19 protein-coding genes are annotated in these 20320 nt (G+C 61.2%); 8 read left to right on the forward strand and 11 right to left on the reverse strand.

What is annotated here, in order from left to right; translation table 11 throughout:
* Positions 1-26: 26 nt before the first annotated feature.
* Entirely contained in the window at positions 27-443 is a 417-nt protein-coding gene (locus tag ACTJKS_RS26060) for a (R)-mandelonitrile lyase (protein ID WP_108183078.1), read from the reverse strand.
* Between the two features lie 198 nt (positions 444-641).
* On the opposite strand from ACTJKS_RS26060, the gene ACTJKS_RS26065 reads away from it, so the two are divergent.
* The gene (locus tag ACTJKS_RS26065; protein WP_108183079.1) at positions 642-1583 is read left to right on the forward strand and encodes a LysR family transcriptional regulator; all 942 of its coding nucleotides are present in this window, start codon (positions 642-644) and stop codon (positions 1581-1583) included.
* Here ACTJKS_RS26065 and ACTJKS_RS26070 read toward each other — a convergent pair.
* Positions 1540-2499 carry an aldo/keto reductase gene (locus ACTJKS_RS26070; protein ID WP_262949370.1) on the reverse strand — a complete coding sequence of 320 codons (960 nt, stop codon included), beginning with the start codon at positions 2497-2499 and terminating at the stop codon, positions 1540-1542. The genes ACTJKS_RS26065 and ACTJKS_RS26070 overlap by 44 nt on opposite strands.
* A gap of 112 nt (positions 2500-2611) precedes the next feature.
* Between ACTJKS_RS26070 and ACTJKS_RS26075 the strand changes: the two genes are divergently transcribed.
* Positions 2612-3385, forward strand: coding sequence for an alpha/beta hydrolase (locus tag ACTJKS_RS26075; RefSeq protein WP_108183081.1), 774 nt, complete (start codon positions 2612-2614; stop codon positions 3383-3385).
* Between the two features lie 191 nt (positions 3386-3576).
* The gene (locus tag ACTJKS_RS26080; RefSeq protein WP_262949371.1) at positions 3577-4443 is read left to right on the forward strand and encodes a CAP domain-containing protein; all 867 of its coding nucleotides are present in this window, start codon (positions 3577-3579) and stop codon (positions 4441-4443) included.
* A gap of 130 nt (positions 4444-4573) precedes the next feature.
* On the opposite strand, the gene ACTJKS_RS26085 is transcribed toward ACTJKS_RS26080, so the two are convergent.
* The gene (locus tag ACTJKS_RS26085; RefSeq protein WP_041073494.1) at positions 4574-5206 is read right to left on the reverse strand and encodes a Vgb family protein; all 633 of its coding nucleotides are present in this window, start codon (positions 5204-5206) and stop codon (positions 4574-4576) included.
* Positions 5207-5237: 31 nt separating this feature from the next.
* Positions 5238-6449 carry a helix-turn-helix domain-containing protein gene (locus ACTJKS_RS26090; RefSeq protein WP_108183083.1) on the reverse strand — a complete coding sequence of 404 codons (1212 nt, stop codon included), beginning with the start codon at positions 6447-6449 and terminating at the stop codon, positions 5238-5240.
* A 520-nt stretch (positions 6450-6969) separates the two neighbouring features.
* On the opposite strand from ACTJKS_RS26090, the gene ACTJKS_RS26095 reads away from it, so the two are divergent.
* Entirely contained in the window at positions 6970-7401 is a 432-nt protein-coding gene (locus tag ACTJKS_RS26095) for a nuclear transport factor 2 family protein (protein WP_108183084.1), read from the forward strand.
* 102 nt (positions 7402-7503) lie between these two features.
* Here ACTJKS_RS26095 and mqo read toward each other — a convergent pair whose 3' ends face one another.
* Both mqo and ACTJKS_RS26105 read right to left on the reverse strand, forming a co-directional pair.
* Complete coding sequence (gene mqo / locus ACTJKS_RS26100) at positions 7504-9147, reverse strand: malate dehydrogenase (quinone) (protein WP_041073501.1); 1644 nt, start codon at positions 9145-9147, stop codon at positions 7504-7506.
* A 392-nt stretch (positions 9148-9539) separates the two neighbouring features.
* The gene (locus ACTJKS_RS26105; RefSeq protein ID WP_108183085.1) at positions 9540-11153 is read right to left on the reverse strand and encodes a methyl-accepting chemotaxis protein; all 1614 of its coding nucleotides are present in this window, start codon (positions 11151-11153) and stop codon (positions 9540-9542) included.
* Between the two features lie 186 nt (positions 11154-11339).
* Between ACTJKS_RS26105 and ACTJKS_RS26110 the strand changes: the two genes are divergently transcribed.
* The gene (locus ACTJKS_RS26110; RefSeq protein WP_025111286.1) at positions 11340-11654 is read left to right on the forward strand and encodes a DUF2388 domain-containing protein; all 315 of its coding nucleotides are present in this window, start codon (positions 11340-11342) and stop codon (positions 11652-11654) included.
* Between the two features lie 68 nt (positions 11655-11722).
* Entirely contained in the window at positions 11723-12145 is a 423-nt protein-coding gene (locus ACTJKS_RS26115) for a hypothetical protein (protein ID WP_108183086.1), read from the forward strand.
* Here ACTJKS_RS26115 and ligD read toward each other — a convergent pair whose 3' ends face one another.
* From ligD to ACTJKS_RS26130, 3 genes are read right to left on the reverse strand one after another with little or no spacing between them, the layout of a single operon-like run.
* Positions 12146-14731, reverse strand: coding sequence for a DNA ligase D (gene ligD, locus ACTJKS_RS26120; RefSeq protein WP_108183087.1), 2586 nt, complete (start codon positions 14729-14731; stop codon positions 12146-12148).
* Between the two features lie 17 nt (positions 14732-14748).
* A complete protein-coding gene (locus ACTJKS_RS26125) occupies positions 14749-15702 on the reverse strand; it encodes a methyltransferase (protein WP_108183088.1) in 954 nt (317 codons plus the stop codon).
* Positions 15703-15712: 10 nt separating this feature from the next.
* Positions 15713-17092: an iron-containing redox enzyme family protein gene (locus tag ACTJKS_RS26130; RefSeq protein WP_108183089.1), complete on the reverse strand. Its 1380-nt coding sequence runs from the start codon at positions 17090-17092 to the stop codon at positions 15713-15715.
* A 325-nt stretch (positions 17093-17417) separates the two neighbouring features.
* Here ACTJKS_RS26130 and ACTJKS_RS26135 point away from each other — a divergent pair, with 325 nt between their 5' ends.
* Positions 17418-17876 (forward strand): REP-associated tyrosine transposase, encoded by a 459-nt coding sequence (locus ACTJKS_RS26135; RefSeq protein ID WP_108183090.1) that lies wholly within the window; start codon positions 17418-17420, stop codon positions 17874-17876.
* A 93-nt stretch (positions 17877-17969) separates the two neighbouring features.
* Here the strand turns inward: ACTJKS_RS26135 and ACTJKS_RS26140 are convergent, their stop codons facing one another.
* Positions 17970-18743, reverse strand: coding sequence for a tellurite resistance TerB family protein (locus ACTJKS_RS26140; RefSeq protein WP_262949376.1), 774 nt, complete (start codon positions 18741-18743; stop codon positions 17970-17972).
* Between the two features lie 250 nt (positions 18744-18993).
* Between ACTJKS_RS26140 and pcsA the strand changes: the two genes are divergently transcribed.
* Positions 18994-19716, forward strand: coding sequence for a phosphatidylcholine synthase (pcsA, locus tag ACTJKS_RS26145; RefSeq protein ID WP_041073513.1), 723 nt, complete (start codon positions 18994-18996; stop codon positions 19714-19716).
* A 28-nt stretch (positions 19717-19744) separates the two neighbouring features.
* On the opposite strand, the gene ACTJKS_RS26150 is transcribed toward pcsA, so the two are convergent.
* Positions 19745-20320: transposase (locus ACTJKS_RS26150; RefSeq protein ID WP_440828800.1), on the reverse strand; the 576-nt coding region annotated here is incomplete at its 5' end.

Below are 20320 nucleotides of genomic sequence, written 5' to 3' on the forward strand. Positions count from 1 at the left end.
GCAGCCTGCGGCAGCTCCTACAGATATCAGTGTGGGTACTGCGCCGCGCTCACCTGCTCCATCCACTCCACCACTTCACCGTCCAGCACCTCGGCAATCGCAATGTGCGTCATCGCCGTGGTCGGCGCGGCGCCATGCCAGTGCTTCACCTGCGGCGCGATCCACACGGTATCACCGGGGCGGATCTCGCGAACCGGTTGCCCCCACTCCTGCACAAAACCTGAACCGGCGGTGACGATCAGCGTCTGACCCAACGGATGGGTATGCCACGCGGTGCGTGCGCCCGGCTCGAAAGTCACCGTGGCGCCGCTGACGCGCGCCGCATCGCTGCCTTTGAACGGTGCGTCAACGCGCACGGTGCCGGTGAACCAGTCCGTCGGGCCTTTGGCCGACGGTTGCGAGCCGTTGGGGGTGACGGTAACGCCTGAGATATGTGCATTCATCACAAGACTCCAAATCTGAAAGAGACCTCCCTGTAGGAGCTGCTGCCGGCTGCGATCTTTTGATCTTTGATTTTCAAAAACAACATCAAAAGTTCGCAGCCTGCGGCAGCTCCTACAGGGAACTTGCGTCACTTTAGCGAGCCGTACTCTTCAGATAATCGACTAGAATTCGAAAAAACTTATGCAGGACACTCATCAATGCTTCGAGAAAACGCCAGTGACCTGCTCGCCTTCCTTGCCGTGGCCCGCGAGCGCAGCTTCACCAAAGCCGCAGCCAAACTGGGCGTTTCACAATCGGCGCTCAGCCATACCATTCGCGCACTCGAAGCGCGCCTTGGCCTGCGCTTGCTGACGCGCACCACCCGCAGCGTCTCACCCACCGAGGCTGGCGAACATCTGCTGCAGACCATCGGCCCGCGCTTCGAAGAGATCGAGCAGGAACTGGCGGCACTGAGCAACCTGCGCGAGACGCCCGCAGGCCGGATCCGCATCAGTGCCACCGACCATTCGCTGAATTGGCTGTTGCGTCCGGTGCTCAAGGAATTCCTGCCCCAATACCCGGACATCGCCGTCGAGGTGATCTGCGACTACGGTTTCGTTGACATCGCCGGGCAAGGCTTCGACGCCGGCGTGCGGCTGGGCGAAGATGTCGCGCAAGGCATGATTGCCACCCGCATCGGCCCGGACATGCGCATGGCGGTGGTCGGCGCCCCTGCTTACTTCGCCAAGCGTGAACAGCCACAAACACCACGAGACCTGACCGCCCACGCCTGTAACAACCTGCGCCTGCCCACCAACGGCGGGCTGTACACCTGGGAGTTCGAGAAGGACGGCGAAAGCCTCAAGGTGCGGGTTTCCGGGCAAGTCACCCTCAATGGCGTGTATCCGCTGCTCGACGCTGCACTCGACGGTTTTGGCCTGAGCTACATTCCGGAAAACATCGTCGCGCCCTATCTGGCCGACGGGCGTCTGCTACAAGTGCTGGCAGACTGGTGTCCGACGTTTGCCGGTTATCACCTGTATTACCCGAGTCGACGGCAGGCGGCGCCGGCGTTTGCGTTGTTGGTCGAGGCGCTGCGGTATCGCGCGCAGGCAGCTATCCCAGCAGCGCAATCAACTGATGCCGCTGCGCATCGGTGAGCATCGGCCCAAACCCGGCGCCGGCGTTGTCGGTCATGTAGCGCGGATTGCCGGTGCCGGGAATCACGCAGGTCACCGCCGGGTGCGACAGCAAAAACTTCAGCGCCAGTTGCGGCCAACTGTTGACCTGCACGTCCGACACCCACGCCGGCAGCGGCCTGCCCTTGAGCCGCTCGAGCAACCCGCCACCGCCAAACGGCCGGTTGCAGATCACCGCGACCCCGCGCTCGCGGCACAACGGCAGAATGCGTTTTTCCACGCCACGGTCATCGAGGGCGTAATTGATTTGCAGAAAATCGAGTGGTTCAGCCTTGAGCACTGCTTCGACTTCGTCGTAAGCCGAGGGCGTGTAATGGGTGATGCCGATGTAGCGGATACGCCCCTCGGTTTTCCACTCGCGCAGAGTCGGCAGATGACTTTGCCAGTCCAGCAGGTTGTGGATCTGCATCAGGTCGATGCGTTCGGTGCGCAGCAGACGGAAGGATTGCTCCATCTGCGCGATACCTTCCTTGCGCCCGCGCGTCCAGACCTTGGTGGCGAGAAAGGCCGGCGAACGCGGTTCATGGATCGCCAGCAGTTCGCCAGTGGTCTGCTCGGCGCGGCCATACATCGGTGAGCTGTCGATCAGCGTGCCACCCTTTCTGAACAGCTCGTCGAGCACTGCCGGCAGTTGTTTATAGGCGGTCTCGCCGGGCGCAACGTCGAAGCTACGATAAGTGCCCAGGCCCACCACGGGCAGTCGTTCGGCGCTGGAAGGGATGGCGCGGGTCTGCATGGTCTGGTCTCCTGCCTGGTTCGGCGAAGTGGCAGTCGGCGTCATGGCAGTGGCCAACGCCCGGTCAAAGGTCAGGACCGCCGAAACCCCGGCAGCCAGCGTGAGCAATCGGCGACGGGAGCAACCCTCAGTGTGGCTCATGCTGGTTCCCCTGCTGCGTGAATCTGTTGCACGTTGTGTGCGACGGCTGTCCCTCCACGGCGCTGAACTACACTGCGACAGCGAACACCCGCGTCCCGTTAAAGTTAGCCGAATGTCCAGAATCCTGATGTCAGTCGTCGCTTTGCTCATTGCCCTCTACGTTTTGCTGTGCGGAGCATTGTTCGTGTTTCAGCGTTCGCTGATCTATTTCCCCCAGCCTGGCAGTGCCGTGACCACGGCAGATTCACGGCTGAAACTGGCGATGCCGGATGCCGATGTCTGGATAACCGTTCGCGAACATGCGGGGCCGAAAGCGCTGATCTACTTCGGCGGGAATGCCGAGGACGTGTCGCACAACCTGCCTTCATTCAGCGCAGCGTTTCCCGATTACGCGGTGTATCTGCTGAACTACCGGGGCTTTGGCGGCAGCGGTGGCTCACCCTCGGAGGAAGCGATTGCCGAAGATGCACTGGCGCTGTTTGACCGGGTCTACGCCAGCCATCCGCAGATTGCCGTGGTCGGGCGCAGCCTGGGTTCCGGAGTGGCGGTGCGGCTGGCGAGTCAGCGCCCGGCGCAGACATTGATTCTGGTGACGCCGTACAACAGCCTCGAAGAAATCGCCGTGCGCCAATACCCGTGGTTTCCGGTGAAATGGCTGCTGAAGGATCGCTTCGAGTCGGGTCGCTATGCCGCGCACATTCAAGTACCGACCCTGCTGCTGGCAGCCAGCGATGACGAGGTGATTCCACGGGACAGCACGCAGCGGCTGCTGGGGCATTTCCCCAAAGGTGTGGCGACGCTGCGAGTAGTGCCGGATTCGGGGCACAACTCGATTTCCGAGCGGGCGCAGTATCTGCAGTGGATGCAGGCAGTGCTTGATCGCTGATAGCCGATTATTGCGTCGGCTGAACTGGCCCCTTCGCGAGCAATACAAAATCCAGGATCACCCTCCCCTTCACACCCACCAAAAAAGCCAGTTTGCCAGCATGAACCAAGTGCAAAAAGCCCAGTCCTAGTGGCGCCGCATTCCGCGGCTGCCCACTTCAGCACTGTCCTTTCCCCTGAGTCTGCCGTCCCATGCGCCATGTCGTTCGCTCATCACGCTTCGTTTCGCTGTGCCTGCTGATCCTTGCCCCACTGTTTACCAAGACCAGCCACGCCAGCGAAGAGCGGCAGCTGGTGGCCGCCATCAACGATTATCGCGCCCATCCGCAACGCTGCGAACGTCGCCCTGCCCAGCGCCTGGCGCCACTGTCGCTGAAGTCGAATCTGGCGTTGCCGATCGGCTATGGCTACGGCGGTGGCTTGCGCGAAAGATTGAAGTCTTCGGGATATTCGGCGGTGGCGGTGCGCAGCATCCGCATCGTCGGTGCCGGGGATGCCGAGGAAGCCTTCGAACAGCTGCAAGACAGCCACTGCACCGCCCTGCTCGACGCCCAGTACGCCGACATCGGCGTCAGCCGCGCCCGCGGTGAATGGCAAGTGGTGCTGGCGCAACCGGTGCTCGACAGTCGCGTCGGCGACAACCGCAGCGTCGGCAAAGCCTTGCTCGCCGAGGTCAACGCCGCCCGTGCACGCCCACGGATGTGCGGACGCCAGCGCTTCGCCGCCGCTCGCCCGCTCAGCTGGAACCCGGCGCTGGGAGCCGCCGCGCAAGGGCATAGCAAGGCCATGGCCTACGGCAACTACTTCGCCCACCGTGATCCAGACGGCGACATGCCGGCCGATCGCGCCCGGGCGGCAGGTTATCGGGGCCGGCAGATCGGCGAAAACATCGCCGCCGGACAGAGTTCACCGGGCAAGGCGATGGCCGGATGGCTGGCCAGTCCCGGGCATTGTGCCAACCTGCTGAACCCGATGTTCACCCAGGTCGGCGCGGGTTTTGCCAGTGAGGCGCGCAGTGATGAAGGGGTTTACTGGACGATGGTGTTTGGTGCGCCTTGATTCACCGAGAGATTTTCAGTGAAGCTGCTGGCCCCTTCTCGAGCAGGCTCGCTCTCACATTTTGCCCGGTTGAGGCTGAACCCATGTGGGAGCGAGCCTGCTCGCGAAGGGCCAGAACAGGCACCCTCCATCACTTGGGCCGCCGCACCGCCCGCAGCCGCCCACTCCCCCCGCCACCGCAGTAAAAGCGCTCGCCGTCATCCGCTTCCAGCCCGGAAACGCCTGTCCCCGCAGGCATCTTCAAACGCTCCAGGACCTCGCCATCTTGCGGATCGACCCGGCGCAGTTCACTTTCATCGCCTTCCCAGGTGCCATGCCATAACGCGCCGTCGACCCAGGTGACCCCGGTGACAAAGCGGTCTGACGCCAGCGTGCGCAAGACCGCGCCGGTCTCCGGATCGACCTGATAGATCTTGCGCTCGCGATACTGGCCGATCCACAGCGAGCCTTCGGCCCAGGCCATCCCCGAATCGTTGCCGCCGCCGGGCGCCGGCACGGTGTTCAGCACACGGCCGGTGGTCGGGTCGATTTTCTGGATGCGGCTGTCGGCAATCTGGAACAAGTACTGGCCGTCGAACGCGGTGCCAGCGTCGGCACCGACCTTGAGCGTGCGCACGGTTTTGCCGCTGGCCGGGTCCAGCGCATTGAGCTGGCCGTCACTGGCGAACCACACGTGCTGGCCGTCGAAGGTTACGCCGTGGACACGTTCGACGCCGTCGAACGGGCCGTACTCACGAAGGATTTCTGCGTTTGCCTGTTTCATGCTGCCTTCCTCGTTGGTAGGAGTGTCCAGCCTAGCCATTGCCCAACGACACCGGGAGTAACAAGATCGTCGCGAAACCCGGCAACGGCGGCGTGGTCCAGCGCCGCGCACGACCCACGCCGAACCCTTGCACTTTATCCGCCTGCGCCAGTGCTTCCAGTGAGCGCTGCACTTGCCGCTGACTGCAGCCCAACGCCAACGCCAGCGCCGAACTCGACCAGGATTCGCCATCGGCGAGCAAGGCCAGCAGTGTCGCGTACTTGTCCTCGACCGGCAAAGTGAGCAACGCCACATCGTCGGCGACCAAGGCAAAACCGCGCGCCGTCGCGATGATCCGCGCCAGTGGCTGCAACGCCGAACGCAGGCGACCGATCTCCACCCGCAGGCGTGCGCGATGGGATTCGTCGCTTAGTTTCAAGCGAAACGCCTGAGCGATCAGCGCCTCTCTCGACACATCTGCCGGCCACGCCTGAGCCAGCATCCGCAGCAGACCGAACAGCACCGGACGCGTCGCCAGGGCCACTGTCATCCCCGCGCCGCGCACGCTGTAGCGACACGCATCGACCACCAGCGCCGGCGAGGCGAACAACGCTTCAACCTGCGCGAGCGTCACGGTCTGAGACCGGCCAGACACAATCAGTTGCGCCGCAGGTGCATCGAGCATTTGCAAGGCCTGTTCGGTCTCTGCGGTCAGCGCGGGAATAGCCGCTTGCTGCGCCGCCCGTTGCGCAAGCTCCAGCGCCGCCCGCGCCGTGTGCGCCTGCACCTGACGCAGCGCAATACCGGCCGTCATCAATCCATGAGCGGCCCGCAACGGCGGGGGCAGCGCGGTGGGATCAAGTGCAGCGAGCAACGCCCGCGCCTCATCGAGCTGGCCGATCAGCAACAGCCGGCGGATTTGCAAATAGCGGGCATGCGCAGCGTTCAGTTGATCGCCGTGATCGAGCAAGAGCTGCCGCGCCGCCTCCAGCGCTTTAACCGGCCAGCCCAGATCCCGCGTCGCCAGCGCCACTTCGGCCTCGGCCACGACGCAGCGCGCTCGGGACAACGGCTCGTTGGCGCCGAACGCCTTGACCGCCCGCTGCAGCAGCGCCTTGGCTCGGGACACATCACCGAGCTGAGCCATGGCGATGCCACGCAGCGCCAGCGCAGGCGGGTCTTCACGCAGGGCGACGAGCTTCAACGCGGCCAGCGGATCACCCACCGCGAGCGCACGGCCGGCAGCGTTGATCAACGAGTCCATGACAGATCAGGCACAGTGAACATTTCCGGGACTGGATATCCCGGTTTAGTCCAGTTAGCGGACGGACACCAGTATGGTGTGATGCGAGAAATGACAACGCAGTAGAAACAGTCACGCCCTTCGATAAGAAAGGGCGCTGGAGTCTGGTGGAGTACTGCCGGGGTCAGACCGGAGAAATTGTCGCAAGCATTCCGATCAGAATGGTCAATGTCAGAAACCCACCGAGGAAAATCGCCATCTTGTTCATGCTGCTCTCCTTAATGTTGAGCTTGCGGTGCACCGGGCGCTTCGGGATGAAGGGCTGCCGCGGGTGACCGAATTGCCGGGCTATTCTGAGCGCCTGACTGAGCCGGTTACAGAGGCAGATACAACAGAAAAATACGGATCAGATACCAAACTGATCTGTTCCGGACATGGCGTGGTATTCAGATCGGCACACAAAGATTCGGGGGCACGCCGCTTTGAACTAGAGTGATTGCCGTCGCGCGAAAAACAACAACAACAATTCCAGGAGTGGTCAATGTCCGAACTGAACCTGCACCCCAACGCCGCCGAATCCCTGAAGCGCTGGCACGAGATGATCCGCACCGGCAACCTCAAGGCTCTGCCCGAGCTGCTTGATCAGAATGCGCTGTTCCGCTCGCCCATGGCCCACTCGCCCTACCCCGGCGCGCCAGTGGTGACGATGATCCTCAACACCGTGTTCAACGTGTTTGAAGATTTCAAATACCACCGTGAACTGGCGACTGCCGATGGATTGAATGTGGTGCTGGAGTTCAGTGCCAAGGTGGGGACGAAAGAGTTGAAGGGGATCGACATGATTCGCTTCGATGAGAGCGGGAAAATTATCGAGTTCGAGGTGATGGTGCGGCCGTTGAGTGGGTTGCAGGCCCTCGGCGAGGAAATGGGACGGCGGTTGGGCGCCTACCTGGCGAAAGCGAAACCTGTGTAGGAGCTGCCGCAGGCTGCGGCTGCTCCTACAGCGGTTTTTTGGCACAAAAAAAGCCCACTGACCGTTACCGGTGCAGTGGGCTTTTGTGCATCTGGCGTGTGGTTACAGCGCCATGTCACGTGCAGCATTTTCCTTCGGCGCTTCAGCTTTCTCAGCTGCAGGTGCAGCCGGAGCAGCCTGACCGATCACCGGAGGCGTTGGCAGTTCGAGGATCTTGGCGGTGTACGCCCACTCTTGTGCCACTTTGGCCGGATCGTTGTTCAGCTGGGTGCCGTAGCTTGGAACGATCTGGTGCAGCTTGGCTTGCCACTCAGGGGTAGCGACTTTGTCTTTGAAGACTTTCTGCAGCACGCTCAGCATGATTGGTGCAGCAGTCGACGCGCCTGGCGATGCGCCCAGCAGACCGGCGATGGAGCCGTCTTGTGCAGCAACGATTTCGGTGCCCAGTTTCAGCACGCCGCCAGCGGCTTCATCACGCTTGATGATCTGCACGCGCTGGCCGGCTTGCCACAGGCGCCAGTCTTCGGCTTTGGCGTTCGGGAAGTATTCCTTCAGCGCGTTCAGACGGTCTTCATCCGACAGCATCAGTTGACCGGCCAGGTACTCGACCAGCGGGTATTCCTTGATGCCGACCTTGGTCATTGGCCAGATGTTGTGGGTGGTGGTGCTGGTCAGCAGGTCCAGGTACGAGCCTTCTTTGAGGAACTTGGTGCTGAAGGTCGCGAATGGGCCAAACAGGATGACGCGCTTGCCGTCCAGAACACGGGTGTCCAGGTGCGGAACCGACATCGGCGGTGCGCCAACCGAAGCTTTACCGTAGGCCTTGGCCAGGTGCTGCTCGGCGATGGCCGGGTTATCGGTCACCAGGAACGAGCCGCCTACCGGGAAGCCAGCATATTCCTTGGCTTCAGGAATGCCGGACTTCTGCAGCAGGTGCAGAGCGCCGCCACCGGCGCCGATGAACACGAACTTGGCGTCGGTTTCGGTTTTGGTGCCGTCTTTCAGGTTTTTGTAGCTGACGCGCCAGGTGCCGTCGGCGTTCTTGGTGATGTCTTCGACTTCACTCGACAGCTTCAGGTCGAAGTTAGGCTTGGTCTGCAGGTAACCGGCGAACTGGCGGGTGATTTCGCCGAAGTTCATGTCGGTACCCAGCGGGCTCCAGGTGGCCGCGATTTTCTGGTTCGGGTCACGCCCTTCCATCATCAGCGGGACCCACTTCTTGATCACAGCCGGGTCTTCGGAGTACTGCATGCCGGCGAACAGCGGGCTCGCCTGCAGGGCTTCGTAGCGCTTTTTCAGGAACTTGATGTTGTCGTCACCCCACACGAAGCTCATGTGCGGCGTGGTGTTGATGAACGAGCGAGGGTTCTTCAGAACGCCTTGCTGAACCTGCCAGGCCCAGAACTGACGGGAAACCTGGAACGCTTCGTTGATCTCGACGGCTTTCGGGATCGTCACGTTGCCTTTGTCGTCTTCCGGGGTGTAGTTCAGCTCAGCCAGGGCCGAGTGACCGGTACCGGCGTTGTTCCAGCCGTTGGAGCTTTCCAGGGCGACGCCATCGAGGCGCTCGACCATTTCCATCGACCAGCTTGGCTCCAACTCATTGATCCACACACCCAGGGTGGTGCTCATGATGCCGCCGCCGATCAGCAGAACGTCGACTTTCTTTGCTTCTGCAGCATTGGCGGACGACATCCCCATCGCCAAAGCCAGCCCGAGCAAGGCTGTGTTCACTTTCTTAAACATCCGTTGCACCTATGATAAAACGCCTTCCGCCCGCCGCTGTTGTAGGTATGAGGGCCTTTTGTCGCGACACTCAGGCCAGGGTCGCGGGCACCTTCACACTGCAATGTTGACGGGTGGGCACACAAGGCCGACGTACCGCATCGACCTCAGTTAATGTCCCTTCTGAACTGACTTTTTATCATTATTGGCTTCAGCTACTTGAGCGACAGGGATTCCGTCAGCCCGCCCAAAGGGCAGGCAAACTGAATAAGGTCAAACCAAGTTGGCGCGAAGAATATCACGTCAGGGCAAACCCGCGCGTCTGTTCCCGACTTGAGAGTCTTTTTCCGCTGTTGGCGTTATCGGCCGGTTTGGGCTGAACATGATCCGCAAACCTGCTCGCGATAGCGGCCCTACAACCGAAACCGGTCCACCGACAACGCCAGCGCCCCCGCCAGACTCGACAGTTCATCAGTGGTGTTGGCCGTCTGCCCGATCACCTTGCTGTTGCCCTCGGACATCCCGGCGATCATTTCCACCTGATGGGCAATTTCGTTGCTGGCCTGGCTTTGCTCGCCGATGGTGCGGGTGATGTCATTGACCAGTTGCGTGGTGCTGAGGGTGGCGTCGAGGATCTCGCGGATCGCCCGCTCGACTTCCGCCGTGACCGCCATGCCTTTGTCGACCTGAGCCACGCCGGCCTCCATGCTGCTGACCGCTTCGCGGGTACTGTTCTGGATGCGCGCGACCATCGACGCGATTTCCTGGGTTGAAGCGCTGGTACGCGCGGCCAGACTGCGCACTTCGTCGGCGACCACGGCAAAGCCCCGGCCCTGCTCGCCGGCCCGCGCCGCCTCGATAGCGGCGTTGAGTGCCAGCAGGTTGGTCTGGTCGGCGATGCTCTTGATCACCTGAATGATGTTGAAGATGCCTTCGGATTCCTGATCCAGCGTGCGGATCACCTGTGCCGACTGCTGCGCCGAGCGGGCGATGTCGTCCATGTCGCTGACCACCTGATGGATCACCTGTCCGCCGCTCTTGGCCAGCGACTCGGCCTGATTGGCCATGCCCAGTGCGCGTTCGGCGTGGCGGGTGATTTCCTCGATGCTGGCGGTCATCTGGCTCGCGGCAGCGGCCATGGTGCCGGCGGCGGCGCTTTGCTGCTGACTGCTGTCGGCGACCTGATGGCAGCCGTGGCTCAACTGCTCGCTCATGCCGCTGACGCCATGCGCGTTGCGGCGCACCACGTCGATCATGTCGCGCAGATCGCGCTGCATGGTCGCCAGGCTGCGGATCAGCGTGCTGGCTTCATCCTTGCCGGCCGGTTCACTGATCGGCTCGCTGAGGTTGCCATGCGCAATGCTTTGGGCGATGTGGTTGGCGGACTTCAGCGGCCCCATGATGCTGCGGGTCACCCAACGCCCTTGCGCCAGCAATAGCAACAGGCTGGCGAGCAGCACCACGCCGAGGGCGATGTTGGCATTTCGAATGGCGCTGTCGGTGGCTTTGCTGGTGTCCCGGGTATTGCTTTCAATCAGCTCACTGAGCGCGGCCATCTGCTCTTCAAGCTGAGTGAAGGCGGTGTTGAACGTACCGAGCTCCCGTTGCGCGCTGTCCGGGTTGTCCAGTGCCAGGCCGACAATGCGCTCGGCCGCCTCGATGTAGGTGTCCAGACTGGGCTTGATCTGTTCGAGCGCGGTCTTGATTGTCGGGTTGACCGGCAGTTTGAGGTTTTCATCCAGTACTTCGCGAAAATGGCTCGCGTGCTCGTTGATCGAATCCCGCACTTCGGCGGCCGTGCCGGTACTTTTGCCCAAGCCCACCAGCATCGCCGAGTACACGTCAGCCCGCAGTGCATCGTGCATCATGTCGGCTTCCATGTGATTGCGCAGCGCAGTCATGCTCACCGCGTTGTCGCCAACCGCCGCGGACATCCGCGTATTCCCCACATAGCTGACCAGACTCACGATCAGCGCTGTCAGCAGGCTGGTTGCTATCAGCAACAGCAAACGCAATTTGATCGACACGGTGGGTTCCTCCTGAGGCGCGCCGAATGCACCTGTCAGGAGTTCAGTTAAGCTTATTTGTGCAGATGTGCCGCTTCAGAGCGTTTCAGGAAGTATCCGCGTGTTTGAACGGAACTCCGGCAGAGGTCGCACCTCTGAGATTATGTAGTCTTCCTTTTTGCTTCGCGCTTGTGGAGGAACACCGTCATGCGCAAGTTAGTGCTCGTTTCTTCTCTCCTGCTGTGCCTCCCTGTCGGCTCGGCTCTGGCCCGTGTCGATGCCGGCGATGTCGCCACCTCGGCGGGTGTTTCCGCATCGCTTTACTCGACCTTCAAGGATCACAAAATGGTGATCCCGGCGCGCGATGACCTGTCAGCGTTCGTGGCCAGCGGCGGGGCCATACGAGGGGTTTATCTGGAGTCGGTGCTGCAACAGGTCCGGCACGACAACCCCGGTCTCAACGCCAGCGATGAAGACCTTGCCAACGCGATTCTGGTGCATTACGAAGGCCTGAATCAGTAGTTGTCACGGAGGCAGCGGCCGATGGATGGCAGCTGAAGGCACATAGGCAAAACAGTCCGACGGCCTCTATGATGGAGGCCATGACGACTCTTGCGCCGCCTGCGCCTTTGCGCTCACCCTGCCCGCCCGGCGCCTGCGATTGCGGGCGCGAATCGTTGCTGGAAAATTCCGGCAGCGATCTGCGCATCCTGCGCCTGACTCGCGAGCAGGAAAAAATCCTGCTCGCCCGCCTGGAACAACTCAAAGACCTCGCCGACCTGCGCCATCTGCAAGATCGCATGCACGCACAGTTGGGCCTGCGAGTTGAAGTTGCTCCGGGCTTTCATGAAGTGCGCACCATGCTCGGCATCGAGATTCAGATCGAAGCGCTCCCGGGGCTGTGCCGCAAGACGCGCAAAGCGATTCCGGCGGCCATTCGTCGAGGCCTGAGCAACCACCCTGAAATCGCTTTCGAACTCCTCAACGCCCACGACTTGCTGCGCGATACCTGATCATTTTTTCATGCCAACCCGCTTGCGCATCTCTGCAGTGATGCTCTGGCGGGTTTTCTTCATGTCGGCCCACGGCGCGTCGCCGACCTCGTTCAGGCGCTCATGGACATTGCTGATGTTCCACTGATTGCCACCCTTGATCTGCGCCACCTCTTCGCGAAACAGCGGCACCGACACCGGCAGCCCCTCGCGGGTGCGCGCCGCGTAGGCACAAATGGTGGTGGCACCCAAACCGTTGCGCAGGTAATCGATGAAGATTCGCCCCACCCGATTTTTCGGCCCGGACATCGCGGAAAACCGTTCCGGCAACAAATTCGCCATATGACTGACGATCGCATGGCTGAAATCCTTGACCTCATCCCAGCCGTGCTTGCGGGTCAATGGCACCACCAGGTGAATGCCTTTGCCACCGCTGGTCTTGAGAAACGCCTTGAGCCCCAGTTCATCGAGCACGGTCAGGGTCAGCGCAGTGGCTTCGACCATGCTTTTCCATGGGAGCGCGGGATCCGGGTCAAGATCGAGGACAAAGCGGTCAGGCTTGTCCAGATCAATGGTAGTGGCGTTCCAGGTGTGCAACTCGACCGTGCTCATCTGCACGGCGCCGATCAAGGCTTCGGCATTGTTGATCAGCATCACCGGTTGACCGGTGACCTCCTTGTCCAGCGTGGTGATGCCGGGAATCGCCAGACGCTCGGCGTTTTTCTGGAAGAACAGTTCGCCGGCGATACCGTCCGGCGCACGCACCAATGCCACCGGACGATCCTTGAGCTGCGGTAGGATCCATTCGGCGACGCTGGCGTAATACTCGGCCAGTTGCATCTTGGTGGTGCCACTGACCGCATCGATTACCCGGTCGGGGTGGGTGATGCGCACCTTGCCGCTGGCGAGGCCCAGCTGTGACGGTGCTGCTTCAGCCTTTTTCTTTGCCGGTGCAGCCTTTTTCGATGGGGTGGCTTTCGCTGAAGTCTTCACGGGTTTCGCGCGCTCCTCGGTAATTGCCTTCGCCGGTTTGTCATTGCGCAGACCATGGAACACGGCATGGCGCACCGAGCCGTCCTTGGTCATTTCGGCGAATGCCACTTCCGCCAACAGATTCGGTTTGAGCCAGTGCACACCCTTGGCGTCGAAGCCGCTTGGCGGGTTGACCACGGCAGCCTTCTTCACCTGCAACGGCTTGAGTTGGGCAAGGATGCTTTTCAGGGTAGTGTCGTTGAACCCGGTGCCGACCTTGCCGGCGTAACGCAATTCGCCACTGTCGCGGTCATGCAAGCCCAGCAGCAAGGCGCCGAAGGCACTGCGCGCGCCCTTCGGATCGGTATAGCCGACAACCACGAATTCCTGACGATGCTTGCACTTGAGCTTGATCCAGTCGCTGCTGCGCCGCGATACGTAAGGCGAACCCAGGCGCTTGCCGATCAGTCCTTCCATCTGCATCTGGCAGGCGCTGTTGAGCAGCGCATCCGGGGTTTCGTCGAAGGCTTCGGAGAAGCGCAGCAAGGGCTGCTCGTGCCCTCCGAGTACCGTGGACAACGCCGCGCGGCGCTCCTCGACCGGCACCTCGCGCAGGTCGACCCCGTTGAGATACGGCATGTCGAACAGGTAGTACATGATGCTGCCGCTGCTTCCAGCTTCGAACGCATTCTGCAGTGCCTGAAAGTCCGGCACACCGTGTTCGTTGGCGACCACCATTTCGCCGTCCAGCCACGCCGATTCCAGGCCCAGCTCGGCCAGAGCCTGCGCCTGTTGCGGCAGTTTGTGCGTCCAGTCATGGCCATTGCGGGTAAACAGCTGAACCTGATCGTGATCGATGCGCGCCATGATCCGGTAACCGTCGAACTTGATCTCGTAGCTCCACTGCCCTTCCGGTGCGCTGTCGACCAGCGTCGCCAGTTCCGGCTTGAGTTGTGCAGGGAGCTTGGCCTTGCGCGCACCGGTGAGCGTAGCGGACGCCGTTTTGCGCGGTTTGGCCGGGGCCTTTTGCACCGGTTTGGCTTGCTCGGCGGCGAGCTTGGGCTTACTGATCAAGGTGCGCTCGCTGAGCACGCTGTGCGGCTCGGCGCTGAGTACGTCGTAATCGTCTTGCGGGCGCGCAGCGCTGTCCTGATGTTTGATCAGAAACCAGTTCTCCTTTTTGCCCGGCATGTGGGTGCGCACCAGATTCCAGAGGCCGGACAGCTTCTCGCCTTGCAGTTCGAATTTGAGTTTGCCCTTGGCGTAAGCCTTGGCCGGGTCTTCCTGCGGAATCCACACGCCACGATCCCAGACGATCACCTCGCCGGCGCCGTAATGCCCTTCGGGAATGCTGCCCTCGAACGTCGCGTAATCCAGCGGGTGATCTTCGACGTGCACGGCCAGGCGTTTGACCCTGGGGTCGAGCGACGGCCCCTTGGGCACCGCCCAGCTCTTCAGCGCGCCATCGAGTTCGAGGCGAAAGTCATAATGCAGGTGCGAAGCGTCGTGCTTCTGGATGCAGAACTGCAGCGCATGTTCAGTCCCCTTGCTGCGGCCACGGCGCTTGATGGCAGCGGGCTCCGAGGTCGCCGAAAAATCGCGCATGCGGTTGTAGTCGTCGAGGTTCCTGGTCATGACGCACCTGCCTTGTGTCAGCCAATGCGGGTCACGGTCAGCGCGACCACGGCGATCCGGTCTACACGCTGGTAACCGGGATTCAGCAATTCTTCACCGAACACGTCGGGATCCAGTTCGCGATAGGTCCAAGCGAATCGCGCCGAATCCAGGCGTGGCACCACGGTGTCGAAAAACGGATCACGGCCATCGACCATGGCGACGCCGGTGTACAGCAGTAACGAGCCACCGGGTGCCAGCCGATTGAGTGCCTGCTCGACGATACGCAGCGACAACCCGGCCCCGAGTGAACCTCCGCCATTTCGGTAGGCGCGTCCGGCTGGATCGGCCATGTACGGCGGGTTGGCGACGATCAGGTCGAAGTGGCCGTCGGTACCCTGCAACACATCGCTGGCCTGCACCTCGACGTTGGCGACCTCGGCCAATGCCGCGTTGATCGCGGTCAGGCGCAGCGCGGCGGGGTTGATATCCACCGCCAGCACTTCGGCTTCCCGCCGAGCGCGGGCAATCAGAATCGCACCAACGCCCGCACCGCAACCGATGTCCACCGCACGCTGGATCGGTGCAAAGCTCTGCTGCAGATGTGAGTGAATCAACTGCGCGAAACGGTAGGTGTCCGGACCGAAAAACACCGAATCGGCGGCATCGGTGGGAAAGCCCGAATGCACGAACAACAGGTCATCCAGACTCGACCAGCGCACCCGGCTTTTCAAACGGCCGCCGTAGGCGTCAATCACTTGCGCCTCCTGCAACTGCCGCTGCTCGTCGGCGGACAACAACCCCGGTTCGAACGGGCGCGACCAGCCGAAGACATCACGCAAGGTATCGGCCACCTGCCCCTCGTCCCGCTGGTTGACCCGCTGATGGGTCAAAGGCGTCGGCGTGATGAAACGATAACCGTCGGCCTGTAAGCGTCGGCCGAGTTGCAGCAGCGTGAGGTCGTCGGCAGACAAATGTTCTTCCTGATTCATGGAGAGTTCCTTAGCGCAGACTGGATTTGAGTTCGATAAAACGGCGCGTCGCCAGCAAACCCGCCGGGTGGGCATGGCGGGCGGGTGACAGCCATGGGATCAGTGTTGCCATCTGGCCATGACCGTCCTGGCCTTGTAGCGAGGAGGTCAGACGCTGCACATCGGGATCGTGTTCTGGCACCGCGGCGTCCGGGGTGGCGACCTGACGGCTGCGTCTTGGCGTCGGATTCTTCTCCGAGGACGTCCAGTCGCCGGCAATCCAGTCGTGCAGCAGTTGCTTTTCATAAGGACTGAACACGCCGAACATCGCCGCACCGTCGCCATCGATCAACTGCCAGAAACGGCTGGCCTGCGGATCTTGATTGCGCTTGATCCAGCCCTTGTCCTGCATCACCTGCAGAAACCCGGGCAGTTGCTCGGGCGTGGCCAGCCACTGATTGACGGTTTTTCCATCGAAGCGGCAGTAGTCGGAATGCATGTGCTGACCGAACGGACGCTTGCGCTCGAGCATCGCCAGCACTTCCTGTTCCAGGTCGAAACCCTCGATGATGGCGCGGCTGCCCTGCCCCAGGTCGTTGAGTCGATAACCCAGCAATACCCGGCGCAGAAACTCGCTGCGATCCGCTTCCAGCGGCAGCAGGTCGAGCACCGCCTGCACGGCTTTTTGCGCATGACCGGTGCTGGCGTTATCGATGGTCACATGCAGGGTGAAATAGTACGGATCGATGCCCAACTCGCTGAGCTCATAGGCACTGATCAGCAGGTGCAGCGGCAATTGTTCGTAACCGAGGTTGTAACCGATCACCTCCGGCAAACAAGCTTCACCGCAGGCACCGAGTGCCAGTTGCAATGCACCTTGCAGGTAACGCTCATCGGCGATGGCGCTGGCATCCTGCAAACCGTGTTCAGCGAGCAGTTTGCGATAGATCACCACATGGTTTTGCGCAGGATTGCCGTCGCCGAGTTCTTCCAGATAGGTACACAGCAAGCCATCAAAACGCGGGTCGCGCCATTGCGCCAACAAGCCGTACAGCCACGCGCCATCGACCAGTTTGGTCGGTGCCACGGCTTGCAGAAAGTACAGCGCATGAGCCTTGTTACTGAAGAACTGGCGCGGTCCGCCGGCCTGACGCTGTTGCAGGTAATCGGCATACTGCCGGGCAACCTCGGTGCAGTGCCCGGCGACCCACTCCTGCCACGCCGACGGATCCTGCGGCAGTTCTTCAGGCAGCAGCGCGGCGCGCTGCAACTGCTCGGCGAGAAAATCCTGCGCGAGGGTGTCAGGCGCATCCTCAAGCAGCAATGCCTCATAAATACGCCGCAGGTCACCGTCGGCAGTGATGGGCTGTTGCTGCGCGCTCGGCGCCTGCAGAGGGGTCAGGGCAGTCATGTCAGTGTTCTCGTTCGGTTGGCCGGTCAGGGCGTTGTTTCACGCCTCTACAGCAGCAGAGCAACCGCTACGGAGAAAAATTCAATCGACATGAAAATTGCCCTGACGGACGGCGATCAGCGCCAATTCTCTTTCACTTGATCACTTGGTCTGGTCACTGTAGGAGCTGCCGAAGGCTGCGATCTTTTGATTTTGTCTTTTACGATCAAGATCAAAAGATCGCAGCCTTCGGCAGCTCCTACATTTACATCGTGTAAAGGCTTGGCCGAGCGGAGTGTTTCGGGAGCGCTAGTGTTCAAGGACGATGGTTACGGAGGGCAAAGGAATGCCTGAAGCTGCAAAAGCCTGCGGTTTACGCAAGGGACGCTATTCGGAGGTTGGGCGGGTTTATTTGCTGACAGCGGTGGTTGAGCAACGCCGACCGGTTTTTTCGGATTGGAGAGCAGGACGACTATTGGTAGGGCAGATGCGGGCCGCCGATCAAGCGGGAATGGTTCATTCGCTTGCATGGGTTGTGATGCCGGACCACCTCCATTGGCTGGTCGAATTAAAACAAGGCTCTTTGGCGCAATTAATGTGCCGTGTCAAATCGCGCAGTAGTCGCTCGGTCAACCTGCTGCGAGGCAATTCGGAGCCGGTGTGGCAACGCGGCTATTACGACCGAGCTCTGCGTCGCGATGAAGATCTTAAAGCCGCTGCCCGCTACATTGTCATGAATCCATTGCGGGCCGGTCTGGTAAAGCGTTTGGGTGATTACCCGCTATGGGACGCAATCTGGCTCTGAAGATCAACAGATCGCAGCCTTCGGCAGCTCCTACATTTGGAGCGCTTTTCCCCTGTAGGAGCTGCCGAAGGCTGCGATCTGTTGACTTTTGCTTCAGCCCTGCCCCTTGGCCTGCTGTTCCAGGTGCACCTGCAATTGCGGGTCGATCTGCAGGGTGGCGGCCAGTTCATCCAGATAGTTGCGTTCGGCGTCCTGCTGATCGTCCACCAGAATCACGCTGACCAGGTACATTTCGGCGGCCATGGCCGGGTCGCCGTTGGCGGCCTCGGCGACTTCGTTCGCATCCAGTGGTTTGGCGACTTCGCTTTCGAACCACTGCTGCAATTGCGGATCGTCGGTGTGCTTGCTGATTTCACTGTTGATCATCTGTTGTTCCCGGGTATCGATCTCACCATCCGCCTTGGCCGCCGCGATCAGCGCCCGCAGCACCGCGTGGCTGTGTTCCTCGATCTCGGGCCCGGCCAGCAGATTGGCCGTTTGCGGGATCTGTTGTGGCGCCGCCGACGCCTGACTGCGCTGCCAGGCCTGATATGCCTGGAACGCCATCATTCCCAATGAGGCCAGCGCCGCATAATTGGTGCCGCCGGAACGACTTTGTGTTCCGCCGCCACCGAGTGCCCCACCCAGCGCGCCGCCCAAGCCACCACCGCTACCGCCGCCGAGCAGACCTCCGAGCAGACCGCCCAGACCGCCCAGCCCACCGGACTGCGCCGCACTGCCGCCGGGGCCTGCACCGCCACCCAACAGACCACCGAGCAAGCCGCCCAGTCCGCCGAGTCCTTCCGGGTTACCGGCCGAGTCAGCACGTTGTTGTCCCGCCGAGGCCTGGCCTCGCAGCAGTTGTTCGAGCAAATCGCTGGTGTTCATGATGTCGTCCTCAGGCATTGGCATTCACTGCGTCAGGCAACGATAGACCGGCGCAGCCATCGCGCCAGCACCGTCTGGCTGACACCGGCGGTTTTCGCCGAGGTATTTTTCGAGCGGCCAGCTAAGATTCAACGGTGGTGAACCTTATCCCGGCCAAACCGGTCGATAGCTGCAACCCCGACCCGGTTTGCCGGCGCCCTTTGCTCAAGGGTGATACCCGGCTTGCTTCATTTTTCTGGAGAACGCCCCTGTGATATCGACCGTACACATCGCCAGGCTCAAAGCATGGGGCGCCCATGGTTTTACCGCGACCGGCGTGGTCACTGCCTTTCTGGCGACCCTCGCCCTGCTGGAGAACCAGCCGACCCATTGCCTGATGTGGCTGGGCGTGGCATTGATCGTCGACGGTCTCGACGGGGCGCTGGCGCGCAAGGTCAATGTGCAATCGGTGCTGCCGAGTTTTGACGGTTCGATCCTCGATCTGGTGATCGACTACCTGACCTACGTGTTCATCCCGGCGCTGTTCATCTACCGCTACATCCCCCTGCCCGACTACACCCTGCTGCTGAGTGTGTCGCTGATTCTGGTGTCGTCGCTGTTCTGCTTCTGCAACGTAAACATGAAAAGCAAGGACAACTATTTCGTCGGTTTCCCCGCCGCGTGGAACGTGGTTGCCCTGTGCCTGTACATCATTGGCCCGGGACCGTGGATCACTTTCCTGACCATCATTGGCCTGGCGCTGCTGACCGTCACCCGCATGAAGTTCCTGCACCCGTTCCGTGTGCGCCGGTTCATGCCGATCAACATCGCGGTCACGGCAATCTGGCTGTTGTGCAGCCTGTCACTGGTGCTCAATCACCCGGTGATCAATCCGCTGGTGATGGGGTTGTGGCTGCTGATGTCGGCGTACTTTCTGGGGATCTGCATCTGGCGCACGGCGCTGGAGTGGGTTGATGGGGCACATTTGAAATAAACCTGCCCTGTAGATACCGTCTTGCCCCTCACCGGGCAAGTGCCAATTTCGGGTCAAATGGTTGGCCCGATTTGAGCACTCCGTAGACGAAGTGCAACAACTTGCGCATGGCTGCACAGATGATCTGTTTGGGGGCTTTGCCATTGGCCTTCAAGCGTTCCTTCATGGCGATGATCGCCTCGTTGTGCCTCAGCGCTACCAGGCCTGGCATGTACAGACCCGCCCGAACGCGAGCCGAGCCGACCCTCGAAATAATTGTTCTGCCTTTGAGTTTTCCTGACTCCTGCAGCTTAGGGTTCAACCCTGCAGCAGCGACCAGTTTGCGAGGGTCGTCGTATTTGCGCAGGTCGCCCAGCTCGGCCAGCAGCCGCTCAAGGGTTTTCTGCCCGATACCGTCGATGGTCACGATCAAGTCGCGCATCTGGCGCATGTCCGGATCATCATCGATGTGTTTCTTGATCGCTTTGTGCGTTTCAGCGATCTCTTTTTCGATGTGGCGCAGAACGGAGTTGATCGAGTCTTTGACCTTTTCGTCGGACACATCCAGACGATTGAGCTCCATCTGCTCCATTTCCTGAAGATCATCCAATCGACGCACCATCGC

This window comes from Pseudomonas sp. 22189 (assembly GCF_052045635.1).
GTDB lineage: Bacteria > Pseudomonadota > Gammaproteobacteria > Pseudomonadales > Pseudomonadaceae > Aquipseudomonas > Aquipseudomonas parakoreensis.